General features: G+C 49.1%; 13 protein-coding genes. 5 read left to right on the top strand and 8 right to left on the bottom strand.

The features are described from left to right. The first annotated feature begins 90 nt into the window (after nt 1-90). Entirely contained in the window at nt 91-1,158 is a 1,068-nt protein-coding gene (locus IEY24_RS24435) for an efflux RND transporter periplasmic adaptor subunit (protein WP_188937082.1), read from the top strand. Continuing rightward, nucleotides 1,155-4,268, top strand: a complete 3,114-nt coding sequence (locus tag IEY24_RS24430; RefSeq protein ID WP_188937080.1) for an efflux RND transporter permease subunit — start codon at nt 1,155-1,157, stop codon at nt 4,266-4,268. The genes IEY24_RS24435 and IEY24_RS24430 overlap by 4 nt, the downstream gene beginning before the upstream one ends. Nucleotides 4,269-4,305: 37 nt before the next feature. Here the strand turns inward: IEY24_RS24430 and IEY24_RS24425 are convergent, their stop codons facing one another. The 4 genes from IEY24_RS24425 to IEY24_RS24410 all read right to left on the bottom strand — a co-directional run bounded on the left by IEY24_RS24425 (nt 4,306) and on the right by IEY24_RS24410 (nt 8,918). Continuing rightward, entirely contained in the window at nt 4,306-5,388 is a 1,083-nt protein-coding gene (locus tag IEY24_RS24425) for a fatty acid desaturase family protein (RefSeq protein WP_188937078.1), read from the bottom strand. A 215-nt stretch (nt 5,389-5,603) separates the two neighbouring features. Next, nucleotides 5,604-6,884, bottom strand: coding sequence for a methionine adenosyltransferase (gene metK / locus IEY24_RS24420; RefSeq protein ID WP_188937076.1), 1,281 nt, complete (start codon nt 6,882-6,884; stop codon nt 5,604-5,606). Between the two features lie 384 nt (nt 6,885-7,268). Next, entirely contained in the window at nt 7,269-8,147 is an 879-nt protein-coding gene (lipA, locus tag IEY24_RS24415; protein ID WP_090156965.1) for a lipoyl synthase, read from the bottom strand. Between the two features lie 18 nt (nt 8,148-8,165). Then, nucleotides 8,166-8,918 (bottom strand): hypothetical protein, encoded by a 753-nt coding sequence (locus IEY24_RS24410; RefSeq protein WP_188937074.1) that lies wholly within the window; start codon nt 8,916-8,918, stop codon nt 8,166-8,168. Nucleotides 8,919-9,137: 219 nt separating this feature from the next. On the opposite strand from IEY24_RS24410, the gene IEY24_RS24405 reads away from it, so the two are divergent. Then, complete coding sequence (locus IEY24_RS24405; protein WP_188937071.1) at nt 9,138-10,394, top strand: 3-deoxy-D-manno-octulosonic acid transferase; 1,257 nt, start codon at nt 9,138-9,140, stop codon at nt 10,392-10,394. A 36-nt stretch (nt 10,395-10,430) separates the two neighbouring features. On the opposite strand, the gene IEY24_RS24400 is transcribed toward IEY24_RS24405, so the two are convergent. After that, on the bottom strand, nt 10,431-11,654 hold the full coding sequence (locus IEY24_RS24400; protein ID WP_188937068.1) for an ROK family transcriptional regulator: 1,224 nt from the start codon (nt 11,652-11,654) through the stop codon (nt 10,431-10,433). 343 nt (nt 11,655-11,997) lie between these two features. Between IEY24_RS24400 and rsgA the strand changes: the two genes are divergently transcribed. Together rsgA and mce are read left to right on the top strand one after the other, a co-directional pair. Next, on the top strand, nt 11,998-12,933 hold the full coding sequence (gene rsgA, locus IEY24_RS24395; RefSeq protein WP_188937065.1) for a ribosome small subunit-dependent GTPase A: 936 nt from the start codon (nt 11,998-12,000) through the stop codon (nt 12,931-12,933). Between the two features lie 74 nt (nt 12,934-13,007). Then, nucleotides 13,008-13,409 carry a methylmalonyl-CoA epimerase gene (gene mce, locus IEY24_RS24390; RefSeq protein ID WP_188937062.1) on the top strand — a complete coding sequence of 134 codons (402 nt, stop codon included), beginning with the start codon at nt 13,008-13,010 and terminating at the stop codon, nt 13,407-13,409. Between the two features lie 14 nt (nt 13,410-13,423). Here the strand turns inward: mce and tamL are convergent, their stop codons facing one another. Genes tamL through IEY24_RS24375 form a run of 3 tightly spaced genes read right to left on the bottom strand, consistent with a single transcriptional unit; the run spans nt 13,424 to nt 21,563 of the window. Continuing rightward, nucleotides 13,424-15,859 carry a translocation and assembly module lipoprotein TamL gene (gene tamL / locus IEY24_RS24385; RefSeq protein ID WP_188937060.1) on the bottom strand — a complete coding sequence of 812 codons (2,436 nt, stop codon included), beginning with the start codon at nt 15,857-15,859 and terminating at the stop codon, nt 13,424-13,426. After that, entirely contained in the window at nt 15,849-20,807 is a 4,959-nt protein-coding gene (locus IEY24_RS24380) for a translocation/assembly module TamB domain-containing protein (protein ID WP_188937058.1), read from the bottom strand. Before IEY24_RS24380 ends, tamL begins: the two co-directional genes overlap by 11 nt. Before the next feature lie 45 nt (nt 20,808-20,852). Next, nucleotides 20,853-21,563, bottom strand: coding sequence for a hypothetical protein (locus IEY24_RS24375; RefSeq protein WP_188937055.1), 711 nt, complete (start codon nt 21,561-21,563; stop codon nt 20,853-20,855). Nucleotides 21,564-21,701: the final 138 nt, after the last annotated feature.

Genomic DNA, 21,701 nt, shown 5'->3' with positions numbered 1-21,701 from the left:
TTTTTACAATATGAAGTATCTTTAAATACTACTTTTACAAAATATAACTAATTACTACTCTTCTTGAACGAATTTTATTTTTAGGTAATCATGCGTACGATCATGTTGGTGGCGGGGATCATCGTCGCACTGGTTTTGGGAAAACTCTTCATTTTCTCAAAACCCGGTGAGGGGAAAGGTGCCGATGCGAAAAAGGGCGGGGATGCAAAGAATGCGAAATCCGGTGCCGTGCCGGTGAATGTATTTATTGTAGGTAAAGAGTCCATTGAAAACCAGATTTTCGCCTCAGGTACGGTGCTGCCCAACGAGGAAGTCAATCTAATGTCGGAAATATCAGGCAGACTTGTGAAGCTCGACATTAGGGAAGGTTCGTACGTAACCAAAGGACAACTCATCGCGAAGATCAACGACCGCGAACTCCGGGCGCAGCTGCAAAAAGTAGCTTACAACCAGGATTTGAGCAAAAAAATAGAAGCAAGGCAGAAAAAGCTGCTCAATGTGGAAGCAATCAACCTGGAAGAATATGATGTGACTTCCAACAATATCCGTGTGTTGGATGCGGAAAAAGAGGTGATCGAGGCGCAGCTTGAAAAAACGGAGATCCGCGCACCATTCAGCGGACGGATCGGGTTGAAGTTCATCAGCGAAGGCGCATTTATGGCCCCGGGTACGCCCATCGTTACCATTGTTCAGAGTAATCCTATTAAAATAGATTTTACGGTTCCCGAGAAATACAGCCCGAGCATCCGCGTGGGGAGCACTGTCAAATTCAACCTCGACGGCGACCCGTCGACATACAGTGCCAAAATACTGGCCATCGACCCGAAAGTGGACGAGAACCTTCGCACGCTGCGTGTACGCGCGCTGGCAAATAACCCCGAAGGCAGGTTTATACCGGGAATGTTCGTGAAAGTACTGGCCGATCTCGATGCGAACCGTACGGCGATGATGATCCCGACGGAGGCCATTGTGCCGGTTTTGAAAGGGAAGAAAGTATTTGTCGTGAAAGACGGTAAGGCACAGGAAGCTATGGTGACCACCGGCTTGCGCACTGATAAAAAGATCCAGATCATAGACGGGTTACAGCCCGGCGACTCCCTCATTACGTCGGGGATCATCGCTATCAAACCTAACACCGCCGTGAAGGTCAACCTATGAGTATCTCGACCCTCTCCATCAAAAGGCCGGTTCTCGCGATTGTGATGAACCTGCTGATCATCCTGTTCGGGTTTTTGGGTTATAAATTCCTGGGAATGCGGGAGTTCCCGTCGATCGACCCGCCGGTGGTTTCCATACGCACGAGCTACACGGGCGCGAATGCCGACATTATCGAGTCGCAGATCACCGAACCGCTCGAAAAGCAGCTGAACAGTATCGAAGGTATCAAATCCATCAGCTCCACCAGTAGCCAGGGTACGAGCCAGATCACCGTCGAGTTCGACATCGGCGTGGATATGGAACGCGCCGCGAACGACGTGCGTGACAAAGTAGGTTCCGCCTCACGGACATTGCCGCTCGATATCGACGGTCCGCCGGTGGTAGCCAAGGCCGATGCCAACTCTGAGCCCATTATCGTACTCACTTTCACGAGCAACACCCGCTCGCACCTCGAAGTAAGCGACTATGCCGAAAACGTGATCGCTCAACGCCTGCAAACGATAGAGGGCGTGAGCGAAATCCGCATTTTCGGACAGAAGAAATATGCCATGCGGATCTGGATGGATCCGGTCAAAATGGCGTCGCTCGGCATTACAACCCAGGATGTGAAATCCGCGCTCGACAAGGAGAATGTGGAACTGCCCAGCGGGAAGCTCGCGGGGGATAATACGGAGCTGACGGTGAAAACGATTGGCCGATTCCGTACCGAAGATGATTTCAACGAAATGATCGTCAAAAATACGGCAACGCAGACTATCCACCTGAAAGATATTGGTTCGGCGACGCTAGGTCCTGAAAACGAAGAAACGATATTGCGCCTTGACAATGTCCCTATGATTGGTCTGGCGATTTCGCCGATGCCGGGAGCTAATTACCTCAATATCGCCAAAGAGGTGAATAAGCGGATGGAGGCCATCAAAAAGGAGCTTCCGAAAGATTACAAGCTGGATACGCTGATTGACAACACGATTTTTGTTGAACGATCGATCGAAGAGGTAGGAGAGACATTGCTGATCGCCATTATTCTCGTGGTAATCATCATTTACCTTTTCTTCCGCGACTGGCTCATTGCTTTCCGCCCGCTAATTGATATTCCCGTTTCGCTCATTGGTACATTCTTCATTATGTACGTCATGGGATTTTCGGTGAACGTACTCACGCTGCTTGCAATCGTGCTCGCGACGGGTCTCGTTGTGGATGACGGTATTGTGGTCACCGAGAATATTTTCAAGAAAATCGAGCAGGGTATGAGTCCGATCGAGGCGGCCATTAAAGGCTCCAACGAGATCATATTTGCGGTTCTATCCACATCCATTACGCTGGCTTCCGTGTTTTTGCCGGTAATTTTTATGGAGGGTTTTGTAGGAAAACTGTTCCGTGAGTTCGGTATCGTTATTTCCGCCGCTGTATTGATCTCCGCTTTCGTTTCGCTGACGCTGACACCTATGCTGAATGCGTATCTGGTGCGCAAGACCCACAAAAAAAGCTGGTTTTACGAAAAGACGGAGCCTTTTTTTGAGAAAATTACCAATGACTACGGCAATGCGCTCGGGAAATTCCTGAAAATGCGCTGGGTGGCTATTCCGCTCGTGGGCATTACGCTGGGGATGATCTGGTTTTTTGGGAAAGACTTGCAATCGGAACTTGCGCCGCTCGACGACCGCAACTGGTTCCGTATCAATATGACGGCGCCGGAAGGCTCTTCATTCGAATTTACCGATCGTTATGTACAGAGTGTGAGCGATATGCTCATGGATTCCATGCCGGGCCGCAAAGGTCTGATGATGATCACCTCGCCTGGAAACTCCGGCCTTGGTGCAGCAAATACCGGTAGTGGCCGCATTGCATTGGTAGATAAGAAGTTGAGAAAAGAGTCGCAGCAGGAAATTGCCGATTATATCAACAAGAAACTCAAATCGATGCCCGACGCTAAGTCGTTTGTGGTACAACAACAGACGATCTCCGTGGATTCGCGGGGAGGCCTGCCCATTCAATACGTTATCCAGGCGCCGGATTTTGAGAAATTGCGTGAATACCTTCCCAAATTCATGGAAGAGGTTTCCGAAGACCCGACTTTCGCGATTACGGATGTTAACCTGAAATTCAGCAAGCCTGAGATTCAGGTTATTATAGACCGCGAAAAGGCAAAATCGCTCGGCGTTTCGGTGCAGGATGTGGCGCAGACGATGCAACTCGCTTTTGCCGGGCAGCGTTTTGGTTATTTCACCATGAATGGCCGGCAATACCAGGTAATAGGCCAATACGACCGCGCCAACCGCGACGAACCGCTGGATTTGAAAAGTATGTTTGTCAAAACCAATACGGGAAATCTGGTTCAGTTGGATAATATCGTCAAAGCCGAAGAGGAGAGCAGCCCGCCGCAGCTTTTCCACTTCAACCGCTACATGAGCGCCACCGTGCAGGCAGCACTCGCTCCGGGTAAGACTATCGGCGATGGTATCGCAGCCATGGATCGCATCCGCGACAAGTTGAACGACGAAACGATCCAGACCGCATTAAGCGGCTCTTCCCGGGATTATGCCGAGAGTTCGTCGAATACGATGTTCTCGTTCTTCCTTGCATTGGTGCTGATTTACTTCATCCTGGCGGCCCAGTTCGAAAGTTTTGTCGATCCGTTCATTATCATGTTCACCGTGCCGCTGGCGATCGGTGGGGCGGTATTCTCGCTCTGGTTCTTCGATCAGACGCTCAATATTTTCAGCCAGATCGGGATGATTATGCTCATCGGACTGGTAACAAAGAACGGAATCCTCATCGTCGAGTTCGCCAACCAGCTGCGCGAACAGGGACGAAGCATTCAGGAAGCAGCCCTGGAAGCAGCAACAATGCGTTTCAGGCCTATCCTTATGACGAGCCTGGCGACAGTGCTTGGTGCATTACCCATCGCGATGGCGCTAGGCTCCGCAGGCCGCAGCCGGATGTCCATGGGGATTGTGATCATGGGAGGCCTTCTGTTCTCGCTTGTGCTCACGCTGTATGTCATTCCAGCCATTTACACATTCTTCTCACGGCCCAGAAATTTCGAGAAAATGAAAATGATCGAGCGGGTGGCGCGGGATAGCGAGCTCGAAGAACCGGCGCATTTTTGAGTGGATGGGGAGAATTCAGTATAGATGGGAATGCGGATTACCGCGTTCCCATATTTTTTAGCATCCTCACATGCGAGCTTAATGCGTTGCCGAAATTGGCTTTTGCATTGTAAACCAATCCGAATTCCAGTGCAGTAGCTCTTACAATGGGAGATAATGCGTGGTAGTGGATGTGGGAAATGGAAGGGAACAGGTGGTGTTCTATCTGATAGTCGAGGCCGCCGATAAACCACGAGAGTATGCGGTTTTTTCCGGCAAAATTAGAGGTGGTTTGCAGTTGGTGAACGGCCCAGGCGTTTTCAATGCAACCGGCGTGGTCGGGTTCGGGTTGCTCCGCACCTTCTACTACGTGCGCCATTTGAAATACTGTGCTAAGGATCATTCCGGCCGTACCGTGCATGATCAGAAAGCCGATCAGCCATTGAGAGAAAGTAACGGACGTCAGGCTAAGCGGGATAACACATATAAATACGACATAGGCCAGTTTGGTCGATATCAATTTTACCAGTTCCTTTCTTGGAAAGGGCTTTGTCATTCCCGATTCAGCCATTTTATTGAATAGCGAAATTTCCTTGAAATCCTTCCACAGGAACGACAGCGTCATCAGGCTGTACAGGAAGAATGCGTAGATGTGCTGAAAGCGGTGAATGAATTTCTGCTTTTCGTGGTAGGACAACCTGAGCAGGAACTTGCCGGTGATATCCTCGTCTACTTCATGAATATTGGTGTAGGTGTGATGCAGCCTGTTGTGCTGAACTTCCCAGTTATAGGCATTTCCGCCAAGCAGATAGATGGATGCGCCAAAGATCTTGTTCAATACATTGGATGTCGCCAGCGAGCCGTGAATGGCATCGTGCATGACCGACATGCCCACTCCCGCCACTCCAAGGCCCATCACAAAAGCAAAACCCGCCATGGCCAACATGCCGAACTGATTGGAAAGGATCAGTATGTATGGCACCAGATACAAGCTCAGCATAAACAATGCTTTGTAAATAATGCCGGACCCGCCCGACTTGCAAATTTCATTGGTTGAGAAATACTGATCGACCCGTTGTCTGAGGGTGGGGAAAAACGTACTTTTCTCTGGATTCGTGAATTTGACTTTTTGATATTGCATTGAGGGCAAGCGGAAAACGCAGTTTAGATTAATGGGGTGGTTCCGTGAAAACGGAGTTTGGCTGCAAATATTGGCAAATGCTTGATTTAAATTCAATACTAACCTCAAAAATGATGTCGAAAGTTGATATTTAAAACATTATTTTGAGAATGTACCTAAAAACAAAAGAGGCCGACATCTGTGCCGACCTCTTTATTATTGGTATAAGCGAAGGCTTAAAGAGCGAATTTCGCTTTGACTTTGTCTACGAAATCAAGTTTCTCCCAGGTAAAGAGTTCAACTTCGACCTCTTTCTCTTCGCCGTTGGCACCTTTGAACGATTTTTTAACGATTTCATTCTTGCGTCCCATGTGGCCATATGCCGCTGTTTCGGAATAGATAGGGTTGCGCAGTTTCAGGCGCTGTTCGATCGCGTACGGGCGCAGGTCGAAGATCTCGCTTACTTTCTCCGCGATAGCCCCGTCGTTTTCAGCTACTTTCGCAGTTCCGTAGGTGTTGATGTACAAACCGCAAGGCTCGGCCACACCGATCGCGTATGAAACCTGAACGAGTACTTCGTCGCACAGACCTGCCGCAACCAGGTTTTTGGCAATATGGCGGGTTGCATATGCCGCAGAACGGTCTACTTTGGAAGGATCTTTTCCGGAGAACGCACCACCACCGTGTGCACCTTTGCCGCCGTAAGTATCCACGATGATTTTACGGCCTGTAAGACCGGTATCGCCGTGAGGACCACCGATCACAAATTTTCCGGTTGGGTTGATATGGTGGGTAATGTCGCCTGTGAACAGTTTTTGCAGCTCCGGCGTCAGTTTCGCTTTCACGCGTGGGATTACGATATTGACGATATCGCTTTTGATTTTCGCAAGCATTGCTTCTTCGCTATCGAAGTCGTCGTGCTGTGTCGAAACCACAATAGTATCGATGCGTTGCGGTACGTTGTTGTCGCTATATTCGATCGTTACCTGTGATTTCGCGTCAGGGCGCAGGTAAGGGATCAATGATGGCTCGTTATTGCGGATGTCCGACATTTCCTGCAGAATTTTGTGCGCCAGGTCGAGTGCAAGCGGCATATAATTCGCTGTCTCGCGGGTAGCATACCCGAACATCATACCCTGGTCACCGGCTCCTTGTGCATTCGCTTTCGATTCGAAATCTTCGGCTGCTGCTGCGCGGTCCACCCCCTGGTTAATATCCGCACTCTGGTCATGGATTGCCGAGAGGATACCGCAGGAATTGGCTTCAAACATGTATTCACTCTTCGTGTAACCAATCCTTCTGATCACTTCGCGGGTGATCTTCTGAACGTCCAGATAGGTGTTGGTCTTTACCTCGCCGGCCAAAACTACCTGCCCGGTCGTCACCAGTGTTTCGCAGGCTACCTTACTGGTGGGATCCCATGCTAGAAAATTGTCAATCAGTGCATCTGATATTTGATCGGCTACCTTGTCAGGATGTCCTTCAGATACGGACTCCGAGGTGAATAAGTATGGCATTGGAAACGAAATAAAAGTTAAAGAAAAGTTTAAATGTGTGATAGAACTACCTGATAAGAAGCTCTTCTATTTTCGTAGTTGTTGGCAAAAATAAGTAATCATTTAGATATTGACTTTGTGAATCGTACTGTTTAGGAATAATTTCCTCAATTTTATCAAAATTCAATCCCTTTCCCGTCCGATCCTGTAAATGTTGAAGCTCAGGATTTTAACTGGTTCTATCAGCTCGCTGGCCGGCGCTTGCAATAAATGCCTGTTTATTTGGGTGCTGCGGTCATCGGCTACTTAGCAAACGGTGACAATGCGTAATTTTTGGGTATTATAATAAAGCCGGCGTAGTCAAACTGCGCCGGCTTTGCTATGTGATAGTTATGTTCTGCTTGATCAGATCGGCACATTCACATGCCGCTCCGCATGGTAGCTGGAACGAACGAGTGGTCCGGACTCTACATATTTCAATCCACGTTTCAGCCCTTCTTCCCGGTAGTTATCAAACATCTCAGGCGTGATCCATTCAATCACCTCGTGATGCATTTTTGTGGGTTGAAGATATTGTCCCAATGTAAGAATATCGAGGCCGTTTTCAGCCAGATCGTCCATTGCTTTGTAAACCTCATCCTGTGTTTCACCAAGGCCCAGCATAATGCCCGATTTGGTGCGCTGCCCGAATTCCTTCGTGCGTTTGATTTGTTCGAGGCTGCGGGTATATTTTGCCTGCGGGCGTACCGCGCGGTATAAACGTTCCACAGTTTCCATATTGTGGGAAACCACTTCCTGCCCCGCTTCGATCATGTGGATCAGCGCGTCCCAGTTGCTTTTTACATCGGGAATCAGTGTTTCGATGGTCGTTTCAGGGGTATTTTCTTTTACCTGACGAACGGTTTGATACCAGATCTCCGCGCCTTTGTCTTTCAGCTCGTCGCGGTTAACGGATGTGATCACCGCGTGTTTCACCTGCATCAGCTTGATCGCTTCCGCTACGCGCCGTGGTTCGTCGGTGTCGTATTCGTTGGGGCGGCCGGTTGCCACCGCGCAAAAACTACAACTTCTGGTACACACATTCCCGAGGATCATGAAGGTGGCCGTTCCGGCGCCCCAGCATTCTCCCATATTAGGGCAGTTTCCGCTTTCGCAAATGGTGTGGAGTTTATAGTTATCGACCAGCTGTCTTACTTTCCTGAATTCGGGGCCTGCGGGGAGTTTAACCCGGAGCCAATCGGGGCGTTTTCTGCGTTCCGACGGTATTACTGGCAATTCAATCATATCAATCTGTAATGGTAATTATCTTTTCTTACTTCCAAAATAAAGGGTCAGGTATCCGGATGTAAAAAAGGCCTTGTTCTGCGCATCCGCCATAATCGTAATTTTTCTTGAAAAAGCCTCCGCGATGAACCCGATCTCGACGCCTGTCACATTATCCCGGAAGGCGCTCAGCTCGAAGCTCATTGCTGTTTTAATATGCAGCCCCGGCACAACTTTCGATTTTCCGAAACCCTGAAAAAAGCTGCCAGCCCCGATAATGTCACCCGACTTGTCCGGATCGAAAGGCTCGGTAGTAACGCGACCAGCATTCTGGTACTGCACCATATAAGGCTTTTCGAAACCGAGCGAAGGCCCAGCTGCAACGATCCCGCTGATTGAAATGCCTTCGTCGTCCTGCCTGCTGAACAGCGCTATTTCGCGGCCATATTCAGGACGAAGCACGAACAGGTAGTTTTGTTTACCATAAACCAGCCGTGCGCCTGTTACAAAATCTTGTGTGGATAGTTCTTTCGGGTGTTTTACGTTCACCAGCTCGAGTGCCAGGTAGCGATAGGCGTTCTTTCCGAACATTTTTGAACCCAAAGCCGCTGACTGACGGAATACCGCACCGCCGAGAATCCCGGAGTTGGTATTAGTGGTGACACCCACAGAGGTAAATGTCTTATAGGTCTCCTCGGCGTCCTCATTCTTCACAGACCTGCGCTGAGCGTATATTTCTGTCGATAGTGCAAACAGAATCGTTACTGAAAGTAAAAGTTTTACACGCATCATATTATTGGTATAGTTCTCCGTGACTATGTATGTGTCGTATGAACAGTGAAAGTACAAAATAATAGCGTATGCTGCTGTATACCGACATCACTTTAACGGTTTTTTGTACATTTATGTTCTTTAAACGAAAAAAGATGCAAAAAAGCCAACCAGAGGTCTCTGATCCGCAAAATAGGCGGTGGTATGCTTCTTTTTTAACATCCTTTTAATCAGAGTGCTTTGGTGAAAATCATTTATCAGATCGCCATTCAGGTTTTCGCTTTTTTAATCAGATTCGTTGCTCCTTTCAATCACAAATTAAAGTTAGGCGAAGAGGGGCGGAAGGGCCTTCTCGGCCGCCTGCGTGCTTCATTTCAGGCACAGGCTGCGGGTAGGCCGGTGGCTTGGTTCCATGCGGCGTCATTGGGTGAATTCGAGCAGGGGAGGCCCGTGATGGAGGCGTACCGGAATGCCTATCCCAATCATTTCATATTGCTTACCTTTTTCTCGCCTTCGGGTTATGAGATCCGGAAGAATTACAATGGAGCGGATTTTATTTGTTACCTGCCGATCGATACGCCATCCAATGCACGCGAGTTTGTGGAAATTGTAAACCCGCATATTGCGTTTTTTATCAAATATGAATTCTGGTTTAATTACCTGCGCGAATTGCGAAGAAACGGGAGTTATGTTCTTTCGTTTTCTTCCATCTTCCGGCCCGGCCAGGTTTTTTTTAAACCTTATGGCGGTTTTTTTAGAAAAATGCTCGGCTATTTCGATCATTTGTTTGTCCAGAACCAGGCGTCGGTTTCGCTTTTGAACCACGCAGGAGTTTCCGCTTGCAGCATCGCGGGCGATACCCGTTTCGACCGTGTGCGCGCGATTGCGTACAATGCGCGTGAGCTTCCCGAAATCGAGCGTTTCAAGGGTGAAAGTCCGTGTCTGATCGCGGGCTCGGTGTGGGATGCGGATATGCAGGTACTCATTCCCTCGCTGAACGGACTGACAGGCAAACTAAAGGCGATCATCGCGCCGCATGAGATCAAGGCCGATGAAATAGCCGGCTGGCGAGCTAAACTGAACGGTCGTTCCATTTTATATTCAGAAGTGGCGGCTGGACAGAGCGCGGAAGGGTACGACTACCTCATTATCAATAATATCGGAATGCTCTCCTCGCTTTACCGGTATGGTAATATGGCTTATATCGGCGGCTCATTCGGCGCCGGACTGCACAATATCCTCGAAGCGGCGACATTCGGCTTGCCGATTGTTTTTGGTAACAAAGGCTATCACAGGTTCCAGGAAGCGGTGGATCTGATGGAAAGGGGCGGTGCATTCGCTGTGGCCGATACCGATCAGCTCTTAAAGATCATGCAAAACTGGGTCGGGAACGCTTCCGAGGCCGCAGAAGCAGGCCACATAAGTGCTGAATACGTATTGTCGGGAACGGGTGCTACCGACCTGATTATGCAGAAAGTGAAGGAAGCAATAGGCTGATGACGCCCATTAGAAGCGCCATCAGTATAGGTATTTTCAGGAAAATTCCTTTGCGATCAGGTTGTCGAACAGGTAAGCCTGCGTTCCGAGCAAGCGCGCTTTGGCGCCCAGCTTGGAAATGTGGATCGAGAGCGGGTTTTTGAAATCCGACAAGCAATATTTGTTGATAGCCTGCTCGATCGGGTTGGAAATGAACGGTCCGGCCTCGGCCAGCAAACCGCCCACGATAATTACCTCGGGATTGAACAAATGAACGGCGGTAGCCAGTCCTTTCCCTAATTCAGTTCCGACAGTACTCAGCAGATCGATCGAAAACTCGTCGCCTGCGTGAACGGCTTCAATAATGTGGGAGGTTTCCAGTAATTCGAGATTGTCGTTCACGATCTGTTTCAGGATCGTTGCGCGGCCGCTGCTGATGCCTTCTTTCGCCTGGCGGATCAATGCAATAGCTGAGGTAATTGTGTCGAGGCAGCCTACTTTTCCGCAATGGCACAGCATCCCGTCCGGTTTCACCTGGATATGCCCCAGCTCACCGGCGAAGCCCGAAGCTCCATTGAAAACCTCGCCATTAATGATTATTCCGAGTCCAACTCCCCAGTCGATATTGATCGTCAGGACCTGCGACTTATCCACGGCATAGCCAAAGCGGTGCTCGCCGATGGTGGTGGCCTTAGTATCGTTGAAAAGGCACACGGGAAGGTCGAAATGCGCTTTGAGGTGCGTTACCAGCGGCACGCCCGGAGGCGTCAGGTTGAGGTAGGTTAAGTTGATCCCCTGCGAAGAATTGATGAGGCCGGGCATCGAAACGCCTATGCCCCACAATTTGCTGCGGGTGATATTGTTGGATTTCAGGAAATCGTCGGTCGACTCAAACAGTTCTTCCAGGAAATTTGCCGAATCGTCGAGGCGAATGTCGACTTTCCTTTTGAGGATCAGTTGGTTATGAAGGTCGAATATACAGAGCTGCGTGTCATGGCGGTTAATGTCCATGATCAGCGTAAGGTATTTCTTTGCATTCAGGCCATATAGTACGGGTGGGCGGCCGGCTCTTGCAGGACCAGTGCCTGTTTCCGTAATCCAGCCCTCTCGCATCAGGTCATTCACAATGCCGGTTGCAGACGGGATACTCGCATGGAACAACTTGGCCATTTTATTAATGGATGTGTCGCCCGATTGATATAGATGCAGCAACAGACTGCTTCTAATGCGATTTTTACGAATATCAATGACCGAACTCGGTTCTTCTGCCACTAAGTCCATTATGCGAAGTGAAAATAATTATAGGATGACGTTTTTAATTTTCTTTACGATTAAGTGATACTAATGTATGAAATAATCAGAAAAAACGGGTCTGATTTTAAAAAATATTATTATTTGTTGTAAAATCCTTAGCGAATCGGGCGATAGGCCAAACGTTTTATAATTAATGCAGTGGTCACAAACGGGATTTTCAGGCTTGAAGTAGCTAATTATACGTAATGCAGAATAAAAATCAGGGATCTGCGAAAACTACTTGTTTTGATACAGGTTTTGACTTCACGGGTAATTTTTAGGGACTTCTGGTAAAGTCCTTTTAAATTCGCTGGTTCCAAAACAAAGACAAATGAGTTTAATAAGGGGTTTGGTGCTTCGTTCCACCGGTTCGTGGTACGAGGTCAGGGATAGCAGGGACGGACACATCTGGCAGTGTCGTTTGAAAGGCAAATTCAAAGCATTGGGTTTGAAAGTGACCAACCCGATCGCGGTAGGGGATTATGTGAATTTCGAAGTGGAGAATGAAGGGGAAAACTTCGGTATTATCCACGAGATCGTTCCACGCGAGAATTATGTGATACGCCGTTCTGTCCACAAAACGGCCCACGCGCACCTCATCGCCGCCAATGTGGACCAGGCGATACTGATCTGCACCCTGGTATTTCCGCGTACTTCGCTGGGTTTTATCGATCGTTTCCTGGTAGCTATCGAATCATTCCGGATTCCGGGTGTGCTCGTTTTCAATAAGCAGGACCTACTGAACGACGATATGAAGGATTTCCAGACGGAGCTCATGGAATTGTACACAAGTCTGGGTTACCGTTGCCTGACAACAACCGCGTTGGAAGAATCCGGCCTCGGGGAATTCAATTCACTCCTGAAAGGAAAAGTCTCGCTGCTTTCCGGGCATTCGGGGGTCGGTAAATCGACGCTTGTGAATGCAATCGCACCCGGCCTGGACATTAAGACGCAGGAAGTTTCCACATTTGCAAACAAGGGCGTGCATACCACCACGTTTGCGGAAATGTTCGAGCTCGAAAAAGACACATTCATCATCGATTCGCCGGGGATCAAGGAACTTGGCCTGGCCGATATGGAAAAGGAGGAAATCAGTCACTATTTTCCTGAAATGCGCGATTTGCTGAATCAATGTCGCTTCAACAACTGCCAGCACATCAACGAACCCGGTTGCGCCGTGAAGGACGCCGTCTCGGAAGGGAGGATCGCAATGAGCCGTTTTGAGAGCTACCTGAGCATTATGGCTGGGGATGATAACCGGAAATAGGGCTTGCCGTTCATGAGTGGCAGTCGCTCGGTGGAAAGTTTAGAGTTTACTAGTTGAATAATGCGTATCCGCTTATGAAGAATGTAGAGCATATTGGCATTGCGGTCAGTGACCTTTCAGCGGCAGAGAAGCTGTATTCGGCATTGCTTAATACAATTCCTTACAAACGCGAGGCCGTTGAATCGGAGCAGGTTACCACTTCATTTTTTAAGATAAACCAAACAAAAATAGAGTTGCTCGAAGCGACAGGACCGGATAGCGCCATCGCCCGGTTTATTGAAAAGAAAGGCGAAGGCATTCACCACATCGCATTCGAGGTGGAAGACATTGTCGCGGAAATGGAGCGGCTGCGTAATGCAGGTTTTACATTACTGAATGAAACTCCCAAACGTGGAGCTGATAATAAGCTGGTCTGTTTCGTTCATCCCAAAAGCGCGAATGGGGTGTTGATAGAGCTTTGTCAGGAGATCCGCTAGCACTATGGGAGGCACTAAAACGGTAACCCGACCGCTATATTCAATATCAAATTCTCCTTTCGCCAGGCTTTACTTCCAAAGTTGATTTCATTGAATACCCACGGATTTTTGTATTCCAAAACAGTGCCTTCATCGCTCACAGTCTTGGCCTCATTCACATACCACGGTTTGCGGAATGGTGTCGCGAGATCAAGGCGGAAAATCAGGTACGAAAAGTCGAGCCGTAAACCGATACCTCCACCGACTGCCACTTGTTTCAAAAACTTGTTGCTGATTAGCGCAGTGCCAGGGTAGGAGGCGCGGGTACTATCTCCGAACGACCAGATATTTCCGGCGTCCACAAAAACGGCTCCGTTGATGATGTCGGTGAATTTCATCCGTACTTCCGAGTTGAATTCCATGCGGATATCCGCAAAAGACTGATAACCCAGCAAGCGAATAGATAACGTATCCGGAGCTACCGATCCCGGCCCCAGCGAGCGTGCGCGAAATGCCCTGATCCCGGTACTACCGCCCGCAAAGTATTGTTTAAACTGTGGTATGGGCATTGTTTTCGAGTTTCCGTATGGCTTGGCAGCTCCCACGAGAATGCGGTTCGCCCATTTGATCGAAGGTGTGATGGTGCGGTAATATCTTACATCTCCATCTACTTTTACATATTGCAGAATGGGTACTTTAAGAAACTCTTTCGGATATCCTTCGGAGTTTTTCTTTGCCAGCAGACTTAAAATATTCCCGCCCCATTCGACACCGCCACTCATCGCGATTTGGTTTTTACTAAAAGGCCGGGGAGTCGGGCGATAGGATACAGAATAGTTTGACCCCATGATAAAGAATTTAGTATCGACAAGCCTGAAAAGCCGGTCGACGTCCAGCGGGTTGGTATTCGGGTCCGTTGCAACTTCCCCCAGCAGTTCGGTATTGATATTCCTCGGTTCCACAAAGTTGATGGAAATCGGCGCGAAAGTATGCTCCACTTCCGAGTTGCGGCGCCACACATACGACCAATCGCCCCGGATGGAACGCGTAGTATAAAAGTTACGCTGTATCCGGTTTTCGTAGGTTAAGGAAAGAATGGTTTTAGGCAAAGACTGACTTTTTTCTGGCCTGATCCTTACAAACGGAATAATAAACCTTGGAAACGAAAGATCGGCCGAGGCACCATACCGGATATATTCGTTCCCAATGTTATTGGAAGTAGTACGGCTTCCACCCAGCTGCACGTCGAATCCGAAATATGCTTTGATCGCCAGCATTTCGGCACCGCGGAAGAAGTTCCGGTTGCGCCATTTCACTTCCAGCTCCGAGCCGCCAAGGTTGTTGGATTTGGTACTGGCCGAGAGGCTTGTCTGCAGCGACTTTTTCTTCATCGGCGCAAGGTCATAATACACATCCAGCAAGGCAGAATCGGAGCGGGGAACAAGTTCGAAACGGTTTTTGACGAACCGGAAATTTTGAAGGTTGATCAGCCTTTGCAGGGAGACGTCATGCATTGTATTGGTATACATATTTCCCCTTCTGAAACCGATGGCATCATAGAAAATGCGGCGTTTGTAATTGTTGCCGGGATCCGTGATGGTAATGCCCCGGCGCAGCGGGCCGCGCGCAGCGAGACCGGACGTGTCGGTCAGCTTGTTTTCGTCCGTCCCTGTATTGACGTAAATGCGGTTGATAAAATACTGTTTCAGCGAAGTCTGAGCCGTTTCCTTCTTGGTTTCGAGAAACAGATTCACCTGTTGCGGACCCAATGTGGAGTCGGCGCGACCAATAGTTGAATCTACTTTTACAATCAGGTAATCGGGGTTAAAATAGTAATAACCCTTTCCTTTCAATTCCTGGTCAATGCGCGTGCGCTCGGTCGTGATCACTTCCAGGCGGATCGGGTCGCCTTTTTTAAGCAGCGTTTTTTCTTTGGCTAAAACCAGGTCGCGATTGAAAAGCGAGCTATCGGGCACGACGTAGCTAATCTCGTTGATCACGTAGCGCGGCATCACGTATGCATCGAATTCCGTGATCGCGGTACGTTTTCGCTTGTTCTTGTTCGGGACGATCTTACCCTTAGCGTTGGAGCGGTAGTAACCTTCATTATCGAGGAATGCAACCATATTGGCGGCATTGATATCCACAATCCGCTGGGTTGCATAACGTGGAGGTTCGCCGAGCTTTTTACGGAACCAGCTCCGCAGCCCACCCTCATCTTTCGGTTCGCCGATCCAGTAGTAGAACCAGACTTTCCAGGGGAAGCCAAAAATGGTCTTATTAGCAGGTGGTTTGATCAGTTCTTCCAGTTGATCAGCCACCCCGGATACGTTCGGTTTGTAAATGCTGTCGGGCTGCACATTCACCTTGTTGCCTACATAAATGCTCTGGCCTTCGGGTACATACCTATTGACCGAGCAGCTGCCCAGGAAAATACAGATCGCCAGTATATACCCTACATTACTTCTCATTGTGCTGCTTTTGGAAAATTTCGCGGATCAGGTCGTAATCCGCCGTAATGATAAAACTGACCCCCGTTTCGATGATGAAACCTTCCAGTATCGACTGGTACTGGTTTTTCCGGTAACCCCGGAACATATACCGGCCGTCCTTGCTGATAGAATAGTCGAGGGCGATGTTGTCGAAAACCTCGGTTGAGTTGCCCGAGTTGGTTTTGCTTTCGAGCTCGAAGTTTTTGCCTACGGAAATTTTCAACCGGTTGTTCAAAAATGCCTTGCTGAGGCCCACGTTCAGGTCGGTGCGGGCACCGGTGGTCTGGTCGGCGGTGGAGTTCAAGCCAATGTTGAGGTCGACACCCTTCACAAGATCCGACGCCAGGTTATTGAGCTGATCGCTGAGCAATTGGCTTACGCTTTGCCGGGCCACAGCTTCTGCGCTCGAACCGATATTAAAGCCGGCGGTAGATTGGTCGGTAATGAACTTGTTCGTGATCAGTAATGCAAATGCCTGCTTGTTCGCCTCGGAAGGGTTGTTCTCCATATCCTTCCAGAATGTCTGCTGGGTAATGTCGTTTTGAACCTGCTTGTCAACGGAGTTTTCGGGTATTACGATCTTAAATGTAATGTTAGGCGTCGTGAGATTTCCTGTAATCACGATCTGCACCTCGACCTGTATTTTGCTTGCACCCTGAAATTTGGCGGCGATAGAGCCCGGGTCTACCATTACGGGATAGGCGGCGGTAATATTCAAATCGGCCTTCATCGGATCACCCGTCCAGAGGAGCGTACTTCCCTTTTTAATCTCGAACTGCCTTTTCAGGATTTGCAGCGTGAGGTCGTAGGAGCCTTCCGTCAGGTCATATGATCCGAGGAGAAACAACTGCCCGTTCGGGGCGACACCCGTATTGAGCTGCGCATTACCTTTCAGCCGGATATTATCCCCGTTCAACTCGTCGATCACAACTTTGAATTCCGATTTGTCGTCGACAGCGATATCGAGCGAGATTTGCGAAGCAAAATCTACCATGACATTCTGTTCAGCCTCAATAGAATCCTTTTTGACCACCTGCGTCGGGTCGCTCATATCCACGAACTCGATCACCCCCTTGGTAGCGTCGCCTGCCTCGGTCGCATCGCTGGGCATTACCACCGTGATATTGCTGCCGGGATCCACCTTCACATTCCCATCGATCACCGATTTGGCGCCCTGGCCTTTTACAGTCAGGTTAGCATCGATATTGGCCTTCCCGAAAAACAGCTCATTCTGTTTCTGGGTTGAGTTCAGGACATTGAAGTTTTTAGCGGAGATAGTCAGGTTATAGCCTACATCCGGGAGCTTGGCAATGCTCACATTCCCGTTGATCTTCATCGCCTGGTTCAGCGAATCGGTGATCGTGAAGTTGTTGAAATTGATATTCTGACCATTGAACTGGATCTTTTGCCCGGCGAGAGCGTATCTTGAACCCAACTGCGTCGCATTAAATGCTACATTGTCGAAATTGACGGCACCGTTCAGCCGGGGGCTGTCAGTGGAGCCCGTGATGGCGATATCGCCTGTCAGGTTACCTTCCGCCCGTTTCAGTTCGCCAAAACTAAAAGCTTCGATGGTTTTGGCGCTGAGTTTTTTCAGATCCATCTTGAAATCCATCGGTGTTTCGGATTTCAGATTGTAGCTTCCATTGATATTAACGTCGTTCTGGTCGTTCACTAGCGACATCGCCACGCGGATCAGGTTTTCGGTTTCGTTGGTCGATTTCAGTGACAGGTCACCCACCGGTATTTTAGTTACTGCCAGGTTATTGACTGTCAGTTCTCCCGTGTACACAGGTGCAGTCATATAATTACTCAGCAGGACTTTACCGTTCAATGTCCCGGTAGCAAGCGTAGAATCGAGGGTGGCGATTTCAATGAGCGGGCCGATGGAGATATTCGACATCGTGACGTCGAGCGGGCTGTTCGGCGCTTCGGAGGTCGAATTGATCTTCAGAGACTGCCCTTTGTTGCTGATCGCGAAATTTTTCACATACACGCTGTCGGATCCGTATTGCACGTAACCCGCGGTGTCGGCCTCCCATTTATCATAATTCAAAAGCAGGTCGTCACGCAAATTGAGACGGTATTGATTGTTGTTGACGACCAGGTCACCTTTTACGGCGTGTCGTTCGGTACTCAACGAGTCGCGGACGACGAAATCGAACTTGACATCGTTGTTGACGATCTGACTTGCCAACGATGCATTCTGCATTCTGAAACCGCCCGTATTAACCAGCCCTACATTCGCATTCAAAGCTGCATTGGCCTCCACGGTGCTGAAATCCACCGACACGCGCTCCACGATGGTACTGTCGTAATTTACCATCGGGACACTTAGCCGGGCCACCAGCGACGAGTCTTTCTGGTTATCCATTTGCGCATGCAGCTGTATCGCTTTCATTTCCCGTATTTCAGGCACAAAAACCTGGATGGCCGGGTGATTGGTAAGCGTGGCATCCAGGGCGAAGTTGACCGGCCTGGTAACTTCTTTGTAAGTCAGGTCGGGTGATTTGAAATGCTTTCCTACCTCGGTCAGGATCGCGTCGCCAATATCTGTATAGGAATACTGGCCGGTCATTTTGGCTTTCAGGAAAGGTGATTCGATATAAGCCTGTCTGCCGCCGGCGGAATCGGTCAATTGCACATTGATATTGGAAATACCGACCGGCCTGCGATGGTGTGTCAGCACAAGGCTGTCTACATTTACGGTTCCGAGCGGGTTTTCCGGATTGGTGGAAGGCATATCGACTTTGATGCTGCCTTTTACCTGCAACGAATCGGTGTACAAATTAAGGGCGGTCAGGTCGAGATTAGTCACTTCGAGATCCGCTTTAACCGATGGATATTCTTTCGAAAGGTCGGCCTGCGCCGTCAGGTCGAGATCGATGTTGCGGTCGTCCATATCTGCGGAAATATTGGCCAGGCCATGGTCGATATCACCTTTTAATTTCAGGTTTTGGTAGACATAACCTTTAATATCTGCACTTTCAATATTGCCATCCAGCCGCGCTTTCATTGTTTTAGAGGCATACCCCACACCATCCACGTCGGCACGGAGTGTGAGCTTACCCATTTCGGCAGGGGGCTGTTTGGTGAGTTTTCCGAGATCGAATTCCGTAAGGGTCAGCGTACCATTATATTGTGCCCGAAGGCTGTCGGTGATGTTTTTAAGGTTACCTGAAAAAGTGCCTGTTCCAAACGTCGTGTTGATGGTCGTCGCCAGCGTAAGGTCCTCCATCGAACCTTTCACTTTTCCTGAAATCTTGATAGCATCAGGCAATTCGATTGAAGCGGGAACCACGCTGTCGGGCAGCATTTTGAGCAGATCCGCTTTTGTGGAAGATATTTCATTGATATTGAGATCCAGATCAAGCTTTTCTGCGTTCGGGAGACCTTTCAGCCGGCCGTCGGCGCTCAGAACGGTGCCGTCGAGCATGGTGAACTTCGCTTTGGAAATCAGCATATCATCCACCGACCCGCTAATTTGCCCCGTGCCTTTCACGACGCCGTTCGGCTCCGCATCAAATGGGGGAGTCTTGGCCAGATCGGGTACAAGCAACAGAATGTCTGCAAAGGCAATGCGACTGTCGGTGAGGCGCAGTTTGAGTTTTACCTTGTCAATGTCGTTCGTAAGCTGGTCGAGGTTTTTATAACGCAGGCTCAACTCGTCGCGCAACAGGGTATTGGGTGTTTTTAAATAGAGATTGCGGAGGTAAGTTTCGTGGTCGCCATAGGCGAAATCGGTCCGGAATGCATCAAGGCGGAAACCGCTTTTGTCCTTGAATGAGGCAGATTTGAGCGCCCCTGCTATATTTTCGGGTGAGAAAAGGAAGTTCTGTAAATCGACATTCAAGTCTTTGACATTCAGGTGTGCATAGTCGAGGCCTTTGGGTATGGCAGGTGAATTGAAATCGTCGTAGCGAATATCATTGTCCGCCAGTTTAATCTCACCCACTTTTACATACCAGCCGGGGCTGTTTGCCGCCGGGGCTCCGGCCGCCGGGGCCTCGGCCGCAGTAGTATCTTTCTTTTGCTCCGGTGTTTTCGGCTTTTTAGCAAATTCCGCAAAAAGCGACATGCTTTGCAGTGAAACGTTTTTCACATCCACGCGCTGGCTGCCCATGTAAACGCTGTTCACATGCCCGGCGAGTTTGCCCACCGTCATGCCGTTTTTGAGCCCTGAAACCTCGTCATCAAACTGCCATTTGAATTGCTGAATATCGATGTCGCCTACTTTAATATCCAGTGAATCGGCCGGATCGGGCTTCGGCTCGGGACCGGCGGCAGCTGTTTTCAATGCGGGGTACATTCGCAGCTTCACCTTGCTGTTGTGCAATGCCGTGCTGGTGAGGTGATATTGCGAAATAGTCGGATTGAATTTGTCGAATTTCACAACCGCTGAATCGATGTTGCCCGAAGCATCGGTGCCGATAACCGCGTCGCGATAAGAAAACCGGACATTTTTAAGGGAAATCCGGTCAAGCCGCATTTTGAGCGGTTTCGACGGCGTTGTGTCGACCTCCGCGGTGCCGGCGAATGCGTCGACAATAAACTGGAAATTAAAGGTCGTATCCGGCAAAACGCGGTTGATATTGGCATTCACCCCTTCCAGTTCCACCTTGTTGATCCCAATGTCACCCTTAATGAGGCTGTACATGTCGAGGTCTACGTACAGGCGCTTGCCCGCCACGAGCGTATCGCCATGGAGGTCTTCGAAATAAACGCCTTCGAGCAGTACCCAATCCGGAATATCGAAGCGCACCTTTTCGATATTGACCTTGGTTTTGAGTTTTTTACGTAAAAAGGAATTTGCCTGGGACGTTAAAAAATTCTGGCCGAACGGTGTCTGGATACCCCAGATCAACACGCCAACCAGAATCAAAACTGTCAGGATTATTATGGCCAATACTTTCAGTGCTTTCTTCATCCCTGGCTGTTTTCCGCCACATCGAGGCGTTGAGAATCTAGGTTTTTATCTTTTAAACAGTTCGACGTTTACATTGTCGTTGACCGTCAATGCCGATTTGATCGTAACCGGTTTTTTATCGGAACTGTTGAGTTCCACGAGTTTAGCAGGGTACAAAATACCGTACGCGGATTTCGCATAATCTGAAAAATCGGTAGTGGTTTCAACGCCGCCCTGATTCGTCTTCTGGCGTACCAGCAGACCTGTTTTAGCGTCGAAATAGAGATTGTACTTTACACCCTTTCCCTGTAATTCAACATTATTGACCTGAACACCATTGACGGTTTCGACACCGACAGTCGTGGCGATCAGCCCGCGGTTTTTATAATCGATAAAAGGCACCAGGTTATCATACAATTCCAAACGCATATTCTGCTGCTCGGCCTGGCTGAGGTCTTTCACGTCCACTTTCTGCCCGATCGGCACTTTAATCCACCCCTGGTCGCCCTTCACCGTATACACGAAGCTGCGTTTCATGATGGTTTTGTTCTTGTAAATGGACTGTTCGGGTATGGAGGCCGTGATCACCGCGTTGTACGGAGTGGCCGCGGCGGCGGAATAACTTCTCGTCAGACTATAAGATTTTACACCGTCCCATAAACCTTTGCCGCCCGTTGCTTTGTAAAACTGTGAAAATATGGAGTCAGCGGGCAATTTCTGTGCGTACGAGCCAGCGGTTACGAGTAACAGAGCGGCCAGCATTTTGAGCTTTTTCATTTGTGTAAAGATTTTGTTTAAAGTTTTGGACCTTTTCCGTAGTCCGGTTGTCCGGACTACGTTTTTAGATCACTTTGCGTGTTCGGGGTTTAAATAAGCAAAATTAATCGACTCCTGTGCCAGCTATTTGCAAAAACC

It is taken from the genome of Dyadobacter endophyticus, assembly GCF_014641595.1.
Lineage (GTDB): Bacteria > Bacteroidota > Bacteroidia > Cytophagales > Spirosomataceae > Dyadobacter > Dyadobacter endophyticus.
Note: the sequence above shows the minus strand (reverse complement) of the source record. Positions and strands in the feature narration are given on the sequence as shown.